Origin of the sequence: Massilia orientalis, assembly GCF_030411975.2 — a bacterium.
Taxonomy (GTDB): domain Bacteria; phylum Pseudomonadota; class Gammaproteobacteria; order Burkholderiales; family Burkholderiaceae_D; genus Telluria; species Telluria orientalis.
Window position 1 is genome coordinate 1 of sequence record NZ_JASNRB020000023.1, and the last position, 14690, is coordinate 14690.

The window sequence follows — 14690 nt, forward strand, 5'->3', positions numbered from 1 at the left end:
GCGCACCGTGCGCGATGCCGCGCGAGTCGTCGGCGTGCATCGCACGACCAGCTTCCGGTGGCGCCACCGGTTCGTGCGCGGCGCCATGCGCGACCGGCCGGCGACGCTGTCGGCCATCGTCGAGGCCGACGAGACGTACCGGCTCGAATCGCAGAAGGGGGCGCGCAACCTGACGCGGCCACCCCGAAAACGGGGTGGCGTCGCCAAACGGCGCGGTATCAATCGGGAACACGATTGCCTGCTCGTCGCGCGCGACCGCAGCGGCCGGACACTCGATTTTCATACGGGGCGCGGCCAGGTGACGGTGGGGCAATTGCATGAGTGCCTCAAACCCGTTTTGCCGGACGACGCCTTGTTGATCACCGACGGCGCCATCGTCTATCAGCATTTCGCGGAGCAGGCCGGCATCACGCATGAAGCGGTGAACGTGGAAGCGGGCGTCCGGGCGCGCGGCGCGATTCACATTCAAAACGTGAACAGCTGGCACAGCCGGTTCAAAAGCTGGCTGGTGCGGTTTCGCGGCGTGGCGAGCCGCTACCTGATCCATTACTCGGGCTGGCAGCGCGTGCTGGACGATCGTCGGCTCACGAAGCCGGCTCATCTGCTGTGCGCTGCGGTCCAGCTCGGCTAGGCGAGCGGGTTACCGAACTACCGCGAACACAGCCATAAAAAAACGGATTCACATTACATGAATCCGTTTTCTTTATCGCTTTTGAAACGCCTACGCTATCTGCGTGGTGCATTTCGGCAATTAATCAGACCGATTAAATAGCGCGGATATTGCCGGCTTTTTCGCCCTTGGGGCCGGTCGAGCGCACGAACGAAACGCGCTGGTTTTCGGCAAGGCTTTTGAAACCTTCCGATTGAATGTCCTGGAAATGGGCGAACAGGTCGCCGCCGCCTGCGTCAGGCGTAATGAAGCCGAAGCCTTTGGAATCGTTGAACCATTTCACGGTGCCGGTTTGAGTCGTCATTTTGTTTCAGTCCTTATGGATGCTTTGGGCAAGACGCCCGGAATGCAGTACGACCAAGAGAGTAAGGAGGAAATCAAACAGGACCGCCGGGAGGCGAACGGGAGAGAAAGACCAACAATAACAACGACTTGATGTAGTGCCAGAAGAAAGATACAGGACTTTCCCGAATTCACCTAATCATTTCGGATTTATTTTCGAAAGGCAGGTTTTGTCGAATTATCCATTGGGTGGGGAATAGCGCTGTTATTATCACTTACCCCTTCGAAGTGAATGTCGCGGAATCGGGTAATACAAGGTTCTTTATGACAATGCAGCAATCCCGGCTTGCCGATTTTATACGCGACAATATGGACGCGATCCTGCAGGAATGGGAAGATTTTGCGCGCACCATCGAACCGCCGGCCCTGACAATGGATGATGAAGCGCTGCGCGACCACGCGCGCCTGATGCTGCTCGCTTTCGCGGACGATCTCGGCTGCCGCCAGTCCGACCAGGAGCGCATGGCCAAATCCAGGGGACAGGATAGGCGCGACGGCCAGGAAACGGCCGCCGAAGCGCATGCCCAGGCCCGCCTGTTGTCCGGCTATACCGTCGTGCAACTGGTGTCCGAGTACCGCGCCCTACGCTCGAGCGTGCTGGCGTTGTGGCGGGACGCGGCGCCCGGGAGCCTCGCCACGGACATGGGCGACATGGTGCGCTTCAACGAGGCGGTCGACCAGGCCCTGGCCGAGTCGGTGGCGCGGTATGAGCAACTGGTCAAGCGATCGCAGAACATGTTCCTGGCGATCCTCGGCCATGACCTGCGCAATCCGCTGGGCACGCTGGTCGGCGGGGCGAGTTTCGTCATGCAGGCAACCGATATCCCGCCGAAGTACATCCTCGTGGCGACACGGATGTTCAGCAGCGCCAAACGCATGAGCAAGCTGGTCAACGACCTGATCGACTTCACCCGTACCCACCTGGGGCCGGGCATGCCGATCCGCGTCCGGCAGGGCAGCATGGTGTTGGTGTGCCAACAGGTGGTCGATGAATCGCGCACCTTCCATCCGGAGCGGTGGATCGAACTGGACGTGCCGCCCCTGTTGGATGCCGTGTTCGACGACGGCCGCGTCGCGCAGATGCTGTCCAACCTCATCGGCAATGCCATCCAGTACGGCGACAAGAATGCCCCGATCCGGGTCGGCCTGGCCGCCACTGACGACGATATCATCCTTGCCATCAATAACCAGGGCCCGCCGATCCCGCCCGACAAGGTGTCGACCGTGTTCGATCCCCTCGTCCGCGTCGCGTCCCGCATCGGCAGCGACCAGGCCGAGTACACCAGCCTCGGGATCGGCCTGTTCATCGCGCGCGAAATCGTGCACGCCCATGGCGGGCAGATCCATGTCGCGTCGAACGTGCAGGACGGCACGACCTTTACGGTGACGCTGCCGCGGCGCGGGCAGGATCGGCGGTTGACCGACGCCCCGTCCAGCAACGCCTGAGCGGCATTTGCATAATTGCTGTATCGTGTGTCCACGCGTCCGGATTGTTGTCCTCCTTGCCATGCCCTTCGGGGCGGTCCTGTCTAGCTCTTCCGTCATCAAGCTTTGCTGCCGTTGCACGACCCGGTCGATGGGACGGGCGACTTCTCCGTGCCGCGTATCACCAAGACAACCATAAGGCTGAAACAGAACTGCGATGAATGAAGAATCCTACGATATGGATGATGCAGTGGCGGCCATCGAAGCACTCCATGACGCGCTGGCGTCCGATCTGGAAGAGCTGGAAACGCGTATCCGTGCACTGGGGCATTCCGTTCTCCTCGTGCCGGAACCCGGCAACCCGGAAGTGTCCGAATTTTTCGAAGCGCGCGCATCCCTGCACAGCGGCCTGGCCAGTATTGCCGAGGTATTGGCATGGATCCAGTTGAAAACCGAGGAAGATCCCGAAGGTGAAGTCGCCACCGCCCTCCAGCCTCTGCCGAAGCTGCGCGGATCCGTGATCCATTAATTTGACTGGAGAAAACAATGAGTAAAAGCCAGGACGCGAAAAAGTCCACGAAGAAGGAACCGGCCAAGACCGCAAAGGAAAAGAAAGCGGACAAGAAAGTCAAGAAGGAAGAGAAAAAGCGCCAGCAATGACGCTGTCGCAGCGCCGTCCGGCCTGACGGACGCGCTCAGCCCAGGCTTTCGATATACCGCCCGTCCACCTGCGCGCAATACTCGGCGCAGGCCGCGCGCACGGCTGACGCCGCCGCATGCACCGCCACCGGCGCGTTCGTGCGCCGGCTCATCGACACGATGATCGGCGGCGGCACGGGCTGCAGCGGCACCTCCACGAATTCGCCGTTCTCGAGATGGCTGCTGACGAACAGCCAGGGAATCGCGGCCACGCCGAAGCCGTTGCGGATCAGCTGGATGATGGCGGCCACGGACGGCGAGCAGGTGATGCGCGTCTGTTCCAGCGGCACCGCGCTCAGGTTGGCGAGCCGGGTGACGATGTCTTCCAGCATCCGGTGCGGCGCCGTGCCGCGGCCGAACGTCAGGATCGGGAACTGCAGCAGGCGCTGGGCCAGGCCCTCGCGCTGCGCCGACAGCAATCCGGCCCGCGCGATCCAGCGCACTGGGTACACGGCCAGCGGCTCGGACGTGATCTCGCTGCTGTTCACGCCCTCGATGCCGACCATGAGGTCGAGCTCTCCCGCCAGTAAACGTTTTTCCAACGTCGTGCTCATGTCCACGACGAGATCGATTTCCAGCTCCGGGAAACTGGCGTTCAGCTGGCGCACGGAATGCGCGAGCCAGCTGTGCACCACCGTCTCGATCACCCCCAGCCGCAGCCGGCCCCGCACCGCGCTTTCCGTGCGCGCCGCCTCGCGCAGGCGCCGGGTCGCGTCCACCACGGCCTTCGCGTGGTTCAACAGGTAGTCCGCGTTCGGCGTCAGCCGGAATTCGCGCGTGCTGCGGTCGATGAGTTCCGTCTGCAGTTCTTCTTCCAGCGCCTTGATCCGCAACGAGATCGCCGCCGGCGTCGCATGCATGGCGCGGGCCGTCGCGCGGACGCTGCGCAGCTGGGCGAGGGTGATCAGGGTTTCGAGGAAGCGTGTATTCATGGCGTCAAGAATACTTTAAGCCTAAGTGGAATGGAGCAAAAGCGCGTTTAGGAAAACTTAACACATGCGATAAAAATAAGTGGTTTGGCGGAATCGTATGATGCCTCTATGCTTGATTACATGTCATCACCGAGCAGAGAAATCATGAACCCGATCCAGTTCCGCCACCTGGTCCGCACAGGCGAATTCCGCAAGCCCACCGCCGGCGTCTGCGGCGGCTATGCCCAGGCCAATCTCGTCATCCTGCCGGACGCGCAGGCCCACGATTTCCTGCGGTTTGCCCAGCGCAATCCGAAGGCCTGCCCGCTGCTCGCGGTCGGCGAGCCGGGCGCGTGGAGCGTGCCGGCGCTGGGCGCGGACCTCGACCTGCGCACCGACGTCCCGGGCTATTACGTGTACCGCGACGGCGAGCTGGCGGAAGCGCCGGTATCGCTGGAAGGCCTGTGGCGCGACGACCTGGTCGCGTTCGCGATCGGCTGCTCGTTCTCGTTCGAGGAGATGCTGCTGGCCGCCGGCATCCCGCTGCGCCACATCGAGCAGGACCGGAACATCGCCATGTACCGCACGAACATCCCGAACGCGGCGGCGGGGCCGTTCGGCGGAAACATGGTCGTGTCCATGCGGCCGTTGAAGGCGAAGGACGCGATCCGTGCGATCCAGATCACCAGCCGCTACCCCGCGATCCACGGCGCGCCGGTGCACCTGGGCGACCCGCGCCTGATCGGCATCGCCGACCTCGCGCGGCCCGACTACGGCGACGCCGTCGAGGTCATGGCGGACGAGGTGCCCGTGTTCTGGGCCTGCGGCGTCACGCCGCAGGAGGCGATCCGGGCGGCGCGCCTGCCGGTCGTGATCACCCATCGCCCGGGCTACATGCTGGTGACCGACATCCCGAATGCATCGCTGGCGACGTTGTAAAAACAAACCAAACGGAGACGACATGAACACACAAGAACTCGCGCAGGAGCGCGTGGAGGATACGAGCCATTTCGGCTGGCTGCGCCAACTCACGAAAACGGAACGCCGCACATTCATCGGCTGCAAGGTCGGTTATGCGCTGGACGCGATGGACACGCAATTTCTCAGCTTCGTCATCCCCACGCTGATCGCGACCTGGGGCCTGTCGAAAGGCGACGCCGGCCTGATCGGCACCGTCACGCTGCTCACGTCGTCGCTGGGCGGCTGGCTGGCCGGCATCCTGTCGGACCGCATCGGCCGCGTGAAGACGCTGCAGCTGACGATCCTGTGGTTCGCGCTGTTCACGGTGCTGAGCGGCTTTGCCCAGACCTTCAACCAGCTGCTCGTGCTGCGCGGCCTGATGGGCTTCGGCATGGGGGGCGAATGGACGGCCGGCGCGATCCTGATGGGGGAGGTCATCCGCGCGAAGGACCGCGGCAAGGCGGTCGGCATGGTGCAGGCCGGATGGGCGCTGGGCTGGGGCGTCTCGGCGCTGCTGTACGCGCTGATGTTCTCGCTGCTGCCGGCCGAACTGGCGTGGCGCTCGCTGTTCCTGCTGGGGATCCTCCCCGCCATCTTCGTCATCTACATCCGCCGCTTCGTGGAAGAGCCGGACGTGTTCCTGGCCGAGCAGCGCCGCGGCGCACAAGCGGAGCAGGCGAAGTTCACCGAGATCTTCTCGCCGCGCATGCTGTCGACGACCTTGCGTGCCGTGCTGCTGACGACCGGCGCGCAGGGCGGCTACTACGCGATCACGACCTGGCTGCCCACGTTCCTGAAGACGGAGCGCCACCTGACGGTGCTGGGCACCGGCGGCTACCTGGCGATGGTCATCGCCGGCTCGTACGTCGGCTACATCGTCAGCGCCTACCTGACGGACCGCCTGGGCCGCAAGCGCAACTTCATCCTGTTCGCCGCCGGCTCGCTGGCGATCGCGCTGGCCTACACCCGGCTGCCCGTGACGGACAACGTGATGCTGGTGCTCGGCTTCCCGCTCGGCTTCCTCGTCTCCGGCGTCTTCAGCGGCATGGGCGCGTTCCTCACCGAGCTGTTCCCGACCCGCATGCGCGGTTCCGGCCAGGGCTTCTGCTACAGCATGGGCCGCGCGATCGGTTCGCTGTTCCCGTTCGCGATCGGCGCGGTCGGCCAGACGGTCCCGCTGGGCCACGCCATCGGCCTGTTCGCGGCCGGCGCCTACGGGATCATGGTCCTGGCCGCGCTGACCCTGCCCGAGACCCGCGGCAAGCGCCTCGAATCCTGATCCTTCCCTGATTTCACACACGACGATTTCACGCGCGGCGCGCGAGGGCACCGCTGTGCCTGTGCGCGCCCCGATTTTTGAAGAGGCAAGACCATGTACCCACAGACCAACCACGACAACACGCCGCGCCAGCGCTGGCAGTTCTGGATCGACCGCGGCGGCACGTTCACCGACATCGTCGCGCGCAAGCCGGACGGCGCGCTGGTGACGGCCAAGCTGCTGTCCGAGAATCCCGAGCAGTACCGCGACGCCGCCGTCGCCGGCATCCGCCGCCTGCTCGGCATCGCGCCCGACGCGCCGATCACGCCCGACCTCGTGGAAGCCGTCAAGATGGGCACGACGGTCGCGACGAACGCCCTGCTGGAGCGCAAGGGCGAGCGCACCGCGCTCCTGATCACCAAAGGGTTCAGGGACGCGCTGCGCATCGCCTACCAGAACCGTCCGCGCCTGTTCGACCGCCATCCCGTGCTGCCGCAGCTGCTGTACGAACGCGTCGTCGAAGTCGACGAGCGCGTGGGCGCGCACGGCGACGTGATCGTGCCGCTCGATACGGCTGCCGTACGTATGCAACTAACCGACCTGCATGCCGCCGGCTTCCGTTCCGTGGCGATCGTGCTGATGCACGGCTACCGCTACCCCGACCACGAACGCGCGATCGCCGCCATCGCGGCGGAAACCGGCTTCACGCAGGTGTCCGTCTCGCACCAGGTCAGCCCGATGATGAAGCTCGTCTCGCGCGGCGACACGACGGTTGTCGATGCGTACCTGTCGCCGATCCTGCGCCGCTACGTGGACCAGGTCGCGGCCGAGATGGAAGGCGTGCGCCTGCTCTTCATGCAGAGCAATGGCGGCCTGACGGGCGCGCACCGCTTCCAGGGCAAGGACTCGATCCTGTCCGGCCCCGCCGGCGGCATCGTCGGCATGGTCGGCACGGCGCGCAAGGCCGGCTTCGACAAGCTGATCGGCTTCGACATGGGCGGCACGTCCACCGACGTGTCGCACTACGCGGGCGAACTGGAACGCGAATTCGAGACGCAGGTGGCGGGCGTGCGGATGCGCGCGCCGATGATGAGCATCCACACGGTGGCGGCGGGCGGCGGTTCGATCCTGCACTTCGACGGCAGCCGCCTGCGCGTCGGCCCGGACAGCGCGGGTGCGAATCCAGGACCGGCCAGCTATCGCCGCGGCGGCCCGCTCACGGTCACCGACTGCAACGTCATGCTCGGCAAGATCCAGCCCGCGCACTTCCCGGCGGTGTTCGGCCCGCACGCGGACGAGCCGCTGGACGCGGCCATCGTGCGCGAAAAATTCTCGGAGATCGCCGCGCGCATCGAACGCGAGACGGGCCAGCGCCGCACGCCGGAAGAGGTGGCCGAAGGCTTCCTGGAGATTGCGGTCGGCAGCATGGCCAACGCCATCAAGTTCATCTCGGTGCAGCGCGGCCACGACGTGACGGAATACACGCTGGCCACGTTCGGCGGCGCCGGCGGCCAGCACGCGTGCCTGGTGGCCGACGCCCTCGGCATGACCCGCATCTTCGCCCACCCGTTCGCCGGCGTGCTGTCTGCATACGGCATGGGCCTCGCGAGCCAGACCGCGATGCGCGAGCGGACCATGGAAACGGCGCTGTCCGACGGCGGGCTGCGCGCCGCGCTCGACGCGCTCGCCGACGAAGCGGCAGCGGAACTGGGCGCGCAGGGCATCGCGGCGGACGCCGTGCGGGTCGTCGAACGGGCGCACCTGCGCTACGAGGGCACGGACTCCGTCATCATCGTGCAGCACGGCAGCGTGGCCGCGATGCAGGCGCAGTTCGAGGAAGCGTATCGCAAGCGCTATTCGTTCCTCATGCCGGACAAGGCGATCGTCGTCGAGGCGATCTCGGTGGAAGCGATCGGCGCCACGGATGCGGGCGCCGGCCTCGCCTTCGACCCCGCACCGCGCGCCACGCCGCTGGCACCGCACGAGACGGTGGCGGTGTATTCGGGCGGCCAGTGGCACGACAGCGCGCTGTACCTGCGCGCGCAGACCCGACCCGGCGACCGCATCGCGGGACCCGCGATCATCGTCGAGGCGAACGGCACCAACGTGGTCGAACCGGGCTGGATCGCGGAAGTCACGGCGGACGACAACCTCGTGCTTCAGCGCGTGGCGCCGCGCGCGCGCCGCAAGGCCATCGGCACCGAGGCCGATCCGGTCATGCTCGAAGTCTTCAACAACCTGTTCATGAGCATCGCCGAGCAGATGGGCCTGCGGCTGCAGAACACGGCGGTGTCGGTGAACATCAAGGAGCGCCTGGACTTCTCGTGCGCGCTGTTCGATGCCGAGGGCAACCTGATCGCCAACGCGCCGCACATCCCCGTCCACCTGGGATCGATGGGCGCGAGCATCCGCACCGTGATCGAAGCGAACCGCGGCCGCATGCGGGCGGGCGACGTCTACATGCTCAACGACCCGTACCACGGCGGCACGCACCTGCCGGACATCACCGTGATCACGCCCGTGTTCGACCGCGCGGGCAAGGACATCCTGTTCTACGTCGCGTCGCGCGGCCACCATGCGGACGTGGGCGGCATCGCGCCCGGCTCGATGCCGGCGAACAGCCGCAGGGTCGAGGAAGAGGGCGTCCTGATCGACAACTTCCAGCTGGTGCGCGAAGACCGCTTCCTGGAACGCGAGACGATGGCGCTGCTGCGGTCGGGCGACTACCCGTGCCGTAACGTGGCGCAGAACATCGCCGACCTGCAGGCGCAGGTGGCCGCGAACCAGAAGGGCGTCGAGGAACTGCTGAAGATGGTCGACCAGTTCGGGCTCGACGTCGTGCAGGCCTACATGCGGCACGTGCAGGACAACGCCGAGGAAGCCGTGCGCCGCGTCATCCGCGCGCTCAAGGACGGCAGCTACACGTACCGCCTGGACAACGGCGCCGTGATCAAGGTGGCGATCCGCGTCGACCACGCGGCGCGCACGGCCGACATCGACTTCACCGGCACGTCGCCCCAGCTCGACAATAATTTCAACGCTCCGAGCTCGATCTGCATGGCGGCCGTGCTGTACGTGTTCCGCACGCTCGTCGACAACGACATTCCGCTCAATGCCGGCTGCCTGAAGCCGCTGAACGTGATCATCCCGGCAGGCTCGATGCTCAATCCGCGCTACCCGGCCGCCGTCGTCTCCGGCAACGTGGAGACGTCGAGCTGCATCACCAACGCGCTGTACGGCGCGCTCGGCGTGCAGGCGTCGTCGCCCGGCACGATGAACAACTTCACGTTCGGGAATGCGGACTACCAGTACTACGAAACCATCGCGGGCGGCTCGGGCGCGGGCGAGGGTTTCAATGGCACCGACGTCGTCCAGACCAACATGACGAACTCGCGCCTGACGGATCCGGAGGTGCTCGAATGGCGCTATCCAGTGCGCCTGGACAGCTACGAAATCGCGCACGACTCCGGTGGCCGCGGACGCTGGCATGGCGGCAATGGCGGCGTGCGCAGGATCCGCTTCCTCGCGCCGATGACGGCCTCGATCCTGTCGAACAACCGCATCGTCCCGCCGTTCGGCATGGCGGGCGGAGAGCCCGGCAAGTGCGGCCGCAACTACGTCGTGCGCGCCGGCGGCAGGGTCGAGGAACTCGGCTTCGTGGCGACGACGGACGTGCAGCCGGGCGACGTGTTCGTCGTCGAGACGCCAGGCGGCGGCGGGTATGCGCCGGCCGCGAACCACGAATAACCACAACGAGAAAGGGACAACGATGAAAACAATCCTGTGTGCCGGCGCGCTGGGCGCGCTCTGCATGAATGCCGTCGCTGCGGATGGCGCGTCGGTCAGCGTGTATGGCCTGGTCGACGTCGCGCTCGTCCGGGAAACGGGCGGCAGCGGCGGCGACGTCACCAAGCTCACGAGCGGCGTGGGCGCCGGCTCGCGGCTCGGCTTCAAGGGCCGCGAAGAACTGGGGAACGGCATCGCCGCCATCTTTTTGCTGGAGAGCGGCTTCCAGGCCGACACCGGCGCGCTGGGGCAGGGCGGGCTGCTGTTCGGGCGCCAGGCATATGCGGGGCTGCAGGGCGGCTTCGGCACGCTGACGGCGGGCCGCCAGTACACGCCGCAATACCTGACGGTGGTGATGGCCGATCCGTTCGCATCCGGCTACGCGGGCGATACGAAGAACCTGATGGCCCCGACCGGCAACTCGGCCAGCCGCATGGACAACTCGCTGAAATACGTATCGCCCGCCATCGGCGGCGTGAGCGCGGAACTGGTGTATGGCGCCGGCGAGGTGACGGGAGACAGTGCAGCCGGCCGGCAGTTCGGCGGTGCGCTCGACTACACCAGCGGCCCGCTGCGCGTGCGGCTCGGCTACCACAACCGCAACAACGACACCGCGGCAATCAAAAATGCGGGCAGCGCGAAGAACACGGTGCTGGCCGCGGTCTACGACTTCGGCGTCGTGAAGGCGCACGTCGCGTACGGCGTCGACAAGGGCCCGAACAGTTCCCTGCTGCGCAACACGGCGAACCCGTACGGCCGGCCCGGGACGCCGGTCGCATCGAGCGACAGCCGCGACGTGCTGCTCGGCGCGACGATCCCGTCCGGCCCGCACACGTGGATGGTGTCGTGGATCCACAAGGACGACCGCGGCGCGCTCGACCAGGATGCGAGTCAGTATGCGCTGGGCTACCGCTATGCGCTGTCGCGCCGGACCGAGCTGTACACCTCGATCGCGCACATCGTGAACCGGCATGGCGCCAGCTATACGGTGGGCAGCGCCATCGAAGGGGGGACGGGGAACGGGGCGGTCGATGTGGGGATACGGCATGCGTTTTGATTGCGTAGGCATTCAAGACGATTAAGTTTGCCAAACCCGATGGGAATCGTGCTGTATGACCATGCAGCATGTATTTCCATCATACCGGATGCACCATGTCTCCTTCCCCCTTGCTTACGCCCGAAGTCGTCCTGCGAAACTACTTTCATGCCAAGGATGAAAATCGCCCCTGTTTGCTGGACCGCGTTTTCACATCCGATGCATCGCTCCACATCGACAATAGTTGCAGCATTCCCGACAGTCACGCAAGGGCGCGGCGCCATCGCCGATACGCTGGTCACGCAGTTCAGCAAGACCTACGAGAACATCTACTCTTTCTATCTGGCGCGCCCACCGGAAGCTGCCGATGCTTTCTGCTGCGCGTGGCTCGTCGGAATGACAGAGAAGGACACGAAGAACACCCGCGTCGGATGTGGCACCTACGACTGGACGTTCAGTTCCGGAGCGCCGCGTTTGGCCAGCGCGCTCGTGATTTCCATCCATGCCATGGTGGTGCTTCCGCCGAGCACGGCCAGTCAGATATTTCCGTGGCTCCAGCGCGCGGGCTACCCTTGGACTTCGGCAGCGCAGGCTTGCACATTCGCGCCGCCGCTGCCTGAGCTGGATCCCGTTGTTCAGTATCTCAGGCGCCAGGCCATCGGCGCCTGAGCCTTCCATCGAGAGGACACGCCCCGTCCTCATCATTCTTGACCAAGTCTCAGCATTGTTCACAACCTGACATTCAAGAAGATTAACCTTGCCAAAACCTGATGAGAATAGTACTGTATGTTTATACAGTATTTCTTCGCATCATACATGAATTGCTCAGGTTCAATATCTGCGGCGCCGGAGGCCTTGCATCCGTCGCTCTGGCTTGCCTCGCAGCTGGCGCGTAGCGACACGCGCTGCATCGATACCGGCCATCCCACGCTGTCGGCCCAGTTGCCGGGCGGCGGCTGGCCGACCGGGACGCTCGTCGACCTGCTGCTGCAACAGCCCGGCATCGGCGAGATGCGCCTGCTGCGTCCCGCGCTGGCGGCCGTGGCGCAGCGGCGCATCGTGCTGCTGCAGCCGCCGCATCCGCCCCAGGCGCTGGCCATGGCGGCGCTCGGGGTGCCGCCCTCGCAACTGATCTGGCTGCGCGCGACCCGCACGGCGGACGCGTTGTGGGCCGCGGAACAAGTGCTGCGCAGCGGCAGTTGCGGCGCGCTGCTGTTCTGGCAGAACAATATCCGCGCCGACAACCTGCGCCGCCTGCACCTGGCCGCGCAGGCGGGGGAAACCCTGTTCTTCATGATGCGTCCGCTGGCGGCCGGGCAGGACGCCTCGCCGGCGCCGCTGCGCCTGTCCCTGCGGCCGCAGGCGGGCGGCATCGAGATCGGTTTCGTCAAACGCCGCGGGCCGCAGCGTGACGCGACGCTGTTCCTTCCCTTGAACTCTTACCTGCCCAATCGCCATGCGCCTGTGGATCGCACTGCACCTGCCCCGGTTGCCGCTGGAGGTGTTCACACCGAGCTGGTCCACTGACACGGGCACTGACGTTGGCACCGTGGTACTCGAGCAGGAGCGCGTACTGGTGGCCTCGCCATACGCGCAGGACGCCGGCGTGCGCACCGGCATGCGCCGCGGCGGCGTGCTGATGCTGCTGCCGGACGCGCGCATCCACGAGCGGGCGCCGGCGCAGGAGGCGGACGCGCGCCAGGCGGTGGCGCTGGCCCTGCTGCAATACACGCCGCAGGTCGCGGAAGGGGAGGAATCGACCTTGCTGATGGACGTGGGCGCGAGCCTGCGCCTGTTCGGCGGCATCCGCGCGCTGTGCCGGCGCGTGCGCGCCAACGTGCGCGCGCTGGGCTTCACGGCCTCGCTCGCGTGCGCGCCCACCGCGCGCGGCGCGTGGCTGCTGGCGCGCGCGAATGCAGGCCGCGCCGTCCGCATGGAAGCGCTGCTGCGCCGGCTCGACCGGCTGGCCGTACTCCTGATGCCGCCGGCCCGGCCGTACGCCGCGTGGTTCGACGGCATCGGCTGCCACACGCTGGGCGACCTGCGCCGCCTGCCGCGCCCCGGCCTGCAGCGGCGCTGCGGCCGCGAGCTGCTCGACCTGCTCGACGCCGCCTACGGTCTCGTGCCGGAACTGTACGAGTGGATCGCGCCGCCGGAAACTTTCCGCGCGCGCCTGGAACTGTACGACCGCATCGACGACGCCGACCTGCTGCTGGCGGGCGCGCAATGCCTGCTGCTGCAGCTGACGGGGTGGCTGTGTGCGCGCCAGCTGGCGGTGGAGCGCATTACCCTGCAGCTGGAGCATGAACGGGGCCGCGTCGCGCGCCCGCCGACCAGCGTCGAGGTCGTGCTGGCCGAACCGACGTGGCGCGACGAGCACCTCGTGCGCCTGCTGAAGGAACGCCTGGGCCGGCTGACGCTGGAGGCGCCCGTGATCGGCCTCGCGCTGGAAGCGTTGCAGGTGCGGCCGATGGCGCCGCCGAACGCGTCGCTGTTCCCCGAGCCGGGTGGCAGCGAGGAAGACCGCATGCGCATGCTGGAACTGCTGGCCGCGCGCCTGGGCCCGGAAAACGTCCTGCAACCGCTGCCGCTGGCCGACTACCGCCCGGAACAGGCCAACGTCTGGGTGCCGGTGCAGCAAAAGGTCAGCGCCAGGGCCCGCAATGCGCAACTGCCGCCCGACGTCCTGAGCCTGCCGCGTCCCACGTGGCTGCTGGCGCGGCCGATCGCGCTGCTGATGCGCGATCACCGGCCGTTCTATGGCTCACCGCTGCGGATGGCGTCGAATCCGGAGCGTATCGAGGCCGGCTGGTGGGATGGGCCGGAGACGCGCGACTATTTCATCGCCGAGGGACTCGATCACACGTTGTACTGGGTGTATCGGGAGCGGGTCGGCATGGGCGAGGATGGGCCGAAGTGGTTCTTGCACGGGTTGTTCGGGTGAGAAAAATTTTTTATGGTGGACCGCAACTTTCAGGCTGCCGTCGGCGAACTGGGGGGGTAGGGCGATAAGAGGATCGCCAACCAACCTTTCAAGGAGTTCACAATGGCACGATTCGGCACCTATCTGGCACAAGCGGCAACCATCCTGGCATTTTCGGCATCCCATGCGCTCGCCGCCTTGCCGGAAGGCGCGAAAGCCCCCGATTTCCGATTACAGGCCGCGCTTGCCGGCAAGCCGATGACGTTCTCGCTGGCGCAAGCATTGCGCCAGGGGCCTGTCGTGCTGTATTTCTTCCCCGCCGCATTCACGCAGGGCTGCACGCTGGAAGCGCATGCGTTCGCCGAAGCGACGGATGATTTCAGGAAGCTGAATGCGACGGTGATCGGCGTTACCGCGGGCAATGCCGACCGCGTCGCCGAGTTTTCGAAACTCGAATGCCGCGACAAGTTCGCGGTGGCGGCCGATCCCGGCGCCAAGGTGGCCGGGGAATACCAGACCCAGTTCAAGACCAAGGGCGGCACCCTGCTGTCCGAGCGCACCTCTTTCGTCATCGCACCCGACGGCAGGATCCTGCTCAGCTACACGGATGCCAACCCCGAACAGCACATCAGGAAAACCATGGATGCCGTCAAGGCCTGGCATGACGCGGCCAAATGAAC

The 14690-nt window shown here is 66.0% G+C and carries 13 protein-coding genes; 11 read left to right on the plus strand and 2 right to left on the minus strand.

The genetic code is table 11. From position 1 onward, the window contains the following. The coding region (locus QPK29_RS27550) for an IS1595 family transposase (RefSeq protein WP_400189871.1) at positions 1–631 on the plus strand (631 nt) is incomplete at its 5' end. Positions 632–764: 133 nt separating this feature from the next. Here the strand turns inward: QPK29_RS27550 and QPK29_RS27555 are convergent. Then, a complete protein-coding gene (locus QPK29_RS27555) occupies positions 765–974 on the minus strand; it encodes a cold-shock protein (RefSeq protein WP_056136492.1) in 210 nt (69 codons plus the stop codon). A 347-nt stretch (positions 975–1321) separates the two neighbouring features. Between QPK29_RS27555 and QPK29_RS27560 the strand changes: the two genes are divergently transcribed. Together QPK29_RS27560 and QPK29_RS27565 are read left to right on the plus strand one after the other, a co-directional pair. Then, positions 1322–2458, plus strand: coding sequence for a sensor histidine kinase (locus tag QPK29_RS27560; RefSeq protein WP_371770089.1), 1137 nt, complete (start codon positions 1322–1324; stop codon positions 2456–2458). A 196-nt stretch (positions 2459–2654) separates the two neighbouring features. Then, positions 2655–2966 (plus strand): hypothetical protein, encoded by a 312-nt coding sequence (locus QPK29_RS27565; RefSeq protein WP_156403725.1) that lies wholly within the window; start codon positions 2655–2657, stop codon positions 2964–2966. A 166-nt stretch (positions 2967–3132) separates the two neighbouring features. Here the strand turns inward: QPK29_RS27565 and QPK29_RS27570 are convergent, their stop codons facing one another. Beyond that, positions 3133–4068, minus strand: a complete 936-nt coding sequence (locus QPK29_RS27570; RefSeq protein ID WP_371770088.1) for a LysR family transcriptional regulator — start codon at positions 4066–4068, stop codon at positions 3133–3135. A gap of 144 nt (positions 4069–4212) precedes the next feature. On the opposite strand from QPK29_RS27570, the gene QPK29_RS27575 reads away from it, so the two are divergent. The 8 genes from QPK29_RS27575 (at position 4213) to QPK29_RS27610 (ending at position 14688) form a co-directional block, all read left to right on the plus strand. After that, positions 4213–4986, plus strand: a complete 774-nt coding sequence (locus QPK29_RS27575; RefSeq protein ID WP_371770087.1) for a putative hydro-lyase — start codon at positions 4213–4215, stop codon at positions 4984–4986. Between the two features lie 22 nt (positions 4987–5008). Then, positions 5009–6286, plus strand: a complete 1278-nt coding sequence (locus tag QPK29_RS27580; protein WP_371767672.1) for an MFS transporter — start codon at positions 5009–5011, stop codon at positions 6284–6286. A 93-nt stretch (positions 6287–6379) separates the two neighbouring features. After that, positions 6380–10012, plus strand: a complete 3633-nt coding sequence (locus tag QPK29_RS27585; RefSeq protein WP_371770086.1) for a hydantoinase B/oxoprolinase family protein — start codon at positions 6380–6382, stop codon at positions 10010–10012. A gap of 22 nt (positions 10013–10034) precedes the next feature. Then, complete coding sequence (locus QPK29_RS27590) at positions 10035–11108, plus strand: porin (RefSeq protein ID WP_371770085.1); 1074 nt, start codon at positions 10035–10037, stop codon at positions 11106–11108. A gap of 156 nt (positions 11109–11264) precedes the next feature. Beyond that, positions 11265–11756 (plus strand): hypothetical protein, encoded by a 492-nt coding sequence (locus QPK29_RS27595; protein ID WP_371770084.1) that lies wholly within the window; start codon positions 11265–11267, stop codon positions 11754–11756. A 147-nt stretch (positions 11757–11903) separates the two neighbouring features. Further along, positions 11904–12614 (plus strand): translesion DNA synthesis-associated protein ImuA, encoded by a 711-nt coding sequence (gene imuA, locus QPK29_RS27600; RefSeq protein WP_371767665.1) that lies wholly within the window; start codon positions 11904–11906, stop codon positions 12612–12614. Continuing rightward, positions 12544–14031, plus strand: a complete 1488-nt coding sequence (locus QPK29_RS27605; RefSeq protein WP_371770083.1) for a Y-family DNA polymerase — start codon at positions 12544–12546, stop codon at positions 14029–14031. Before imuA ends, QPK29_RS27605 begins: the two co-directional genes overlap by 71 nt. A 102-nt stretch (positions 14032–14133) precedes the next feature. Beyond that, positions 14134–14688, plus strand: coding sequence for a peroxiredoxin (locus QPK29_RS27610; RefSeq protein WP_371770082.1), 555 nt, complete (start codon positions 14134–14136; stop codon positions 14686–14688). Positions 14689–14690 lie beyond the last annotated feature (2 nt).

Excerpts from the sequence above, each read along its gene's own strand:
- QPK29_RS27555 (WP_056136492.1), bottom strand. The coding sequence starts at position 974 with ATGACGACTCAAACCGGCACCGTGAAATGGTTCAACGATTCCAAAGGC.
- QPK29_RS27560 (WP_371770089.1), top strand. The coding sequence starts at position 1,322 with ATGGACGCGATCCTGCAGGAATGGGAAGATTTTGCGCGCACCATCGAA.
- QPK29_RS27565 (WP_156403725.1), top strand. The coding sequence starts at position 2,655 with ATGAATGAAGAATCCTACGATATGGATGATGCAGTGGCGGCCATCGAA.
- QPK29_RS27570 (WP_371770088.1), bottom strand. The coding sequence starts at position 4,068 with ATGAATACACGCTTCCTCGAAACCCTGATCACCCTCGCCCAGCTGCGC.
- QPK29_RS27575 (WP_371770087.1), top strand. The coding sequence starts at position 4,213 with ATGAACCCGATCCAGTTCCGCCACCTGGTCCGCACAGGCGAATTCCGC.
- QPK29_RS27580 (WP_371767672.1), top strand. The coding sequence starts at position 5,009 with ATGAACACACAAGAACTCGCGCAGGAGCGCGTGGAGGATACGAGCCAT.
- QPK29_RS27585 (WP_371770086.1), top strand. The coding sequence starts at position 6,380 with ATGTACCCACAGACCAACCACGACAACACGCCGCGCCAGCGCTGGCAG.
- QPK29_RS27590 (WP_371770085.1), top strand. The coding sequence starts at position 10,035 with ATGAAAACAATCCTGTGTGCCGGCGCGCTGGGCGCGCTCTGCATGAAT.
- QPK29_RS27595 (WP_371770084.1), top strand. The coding sequence starts at position 11,265 with ATGAAAATCGCCCCTGTTTGCTGGACCGCGTTTTCACATCCGATGCAT.
- imuA (WP_371767665.1), top strand. The coding sequence starts at position 11,904 with ATGAATTGCTCAGGTTCAATATCTGCGGCGCCGGAGGCCTTGCATCCG.
- QPK29_RS27605 (WP_371770083.1), top strand. The coding sequence starts at position 12,544 with ATGCGCCTGTGGATCGCACTGCACCTGCCCCGGTTGCCGCTGGAGGTG.
- QPK29_RS27610 (WP_371770082.1), top strand. The coding sequence starts at position 14,134 with ATGGCACGATTCGGCACCTATCTGGCACAAGCGGCAACCATCCTGGCA.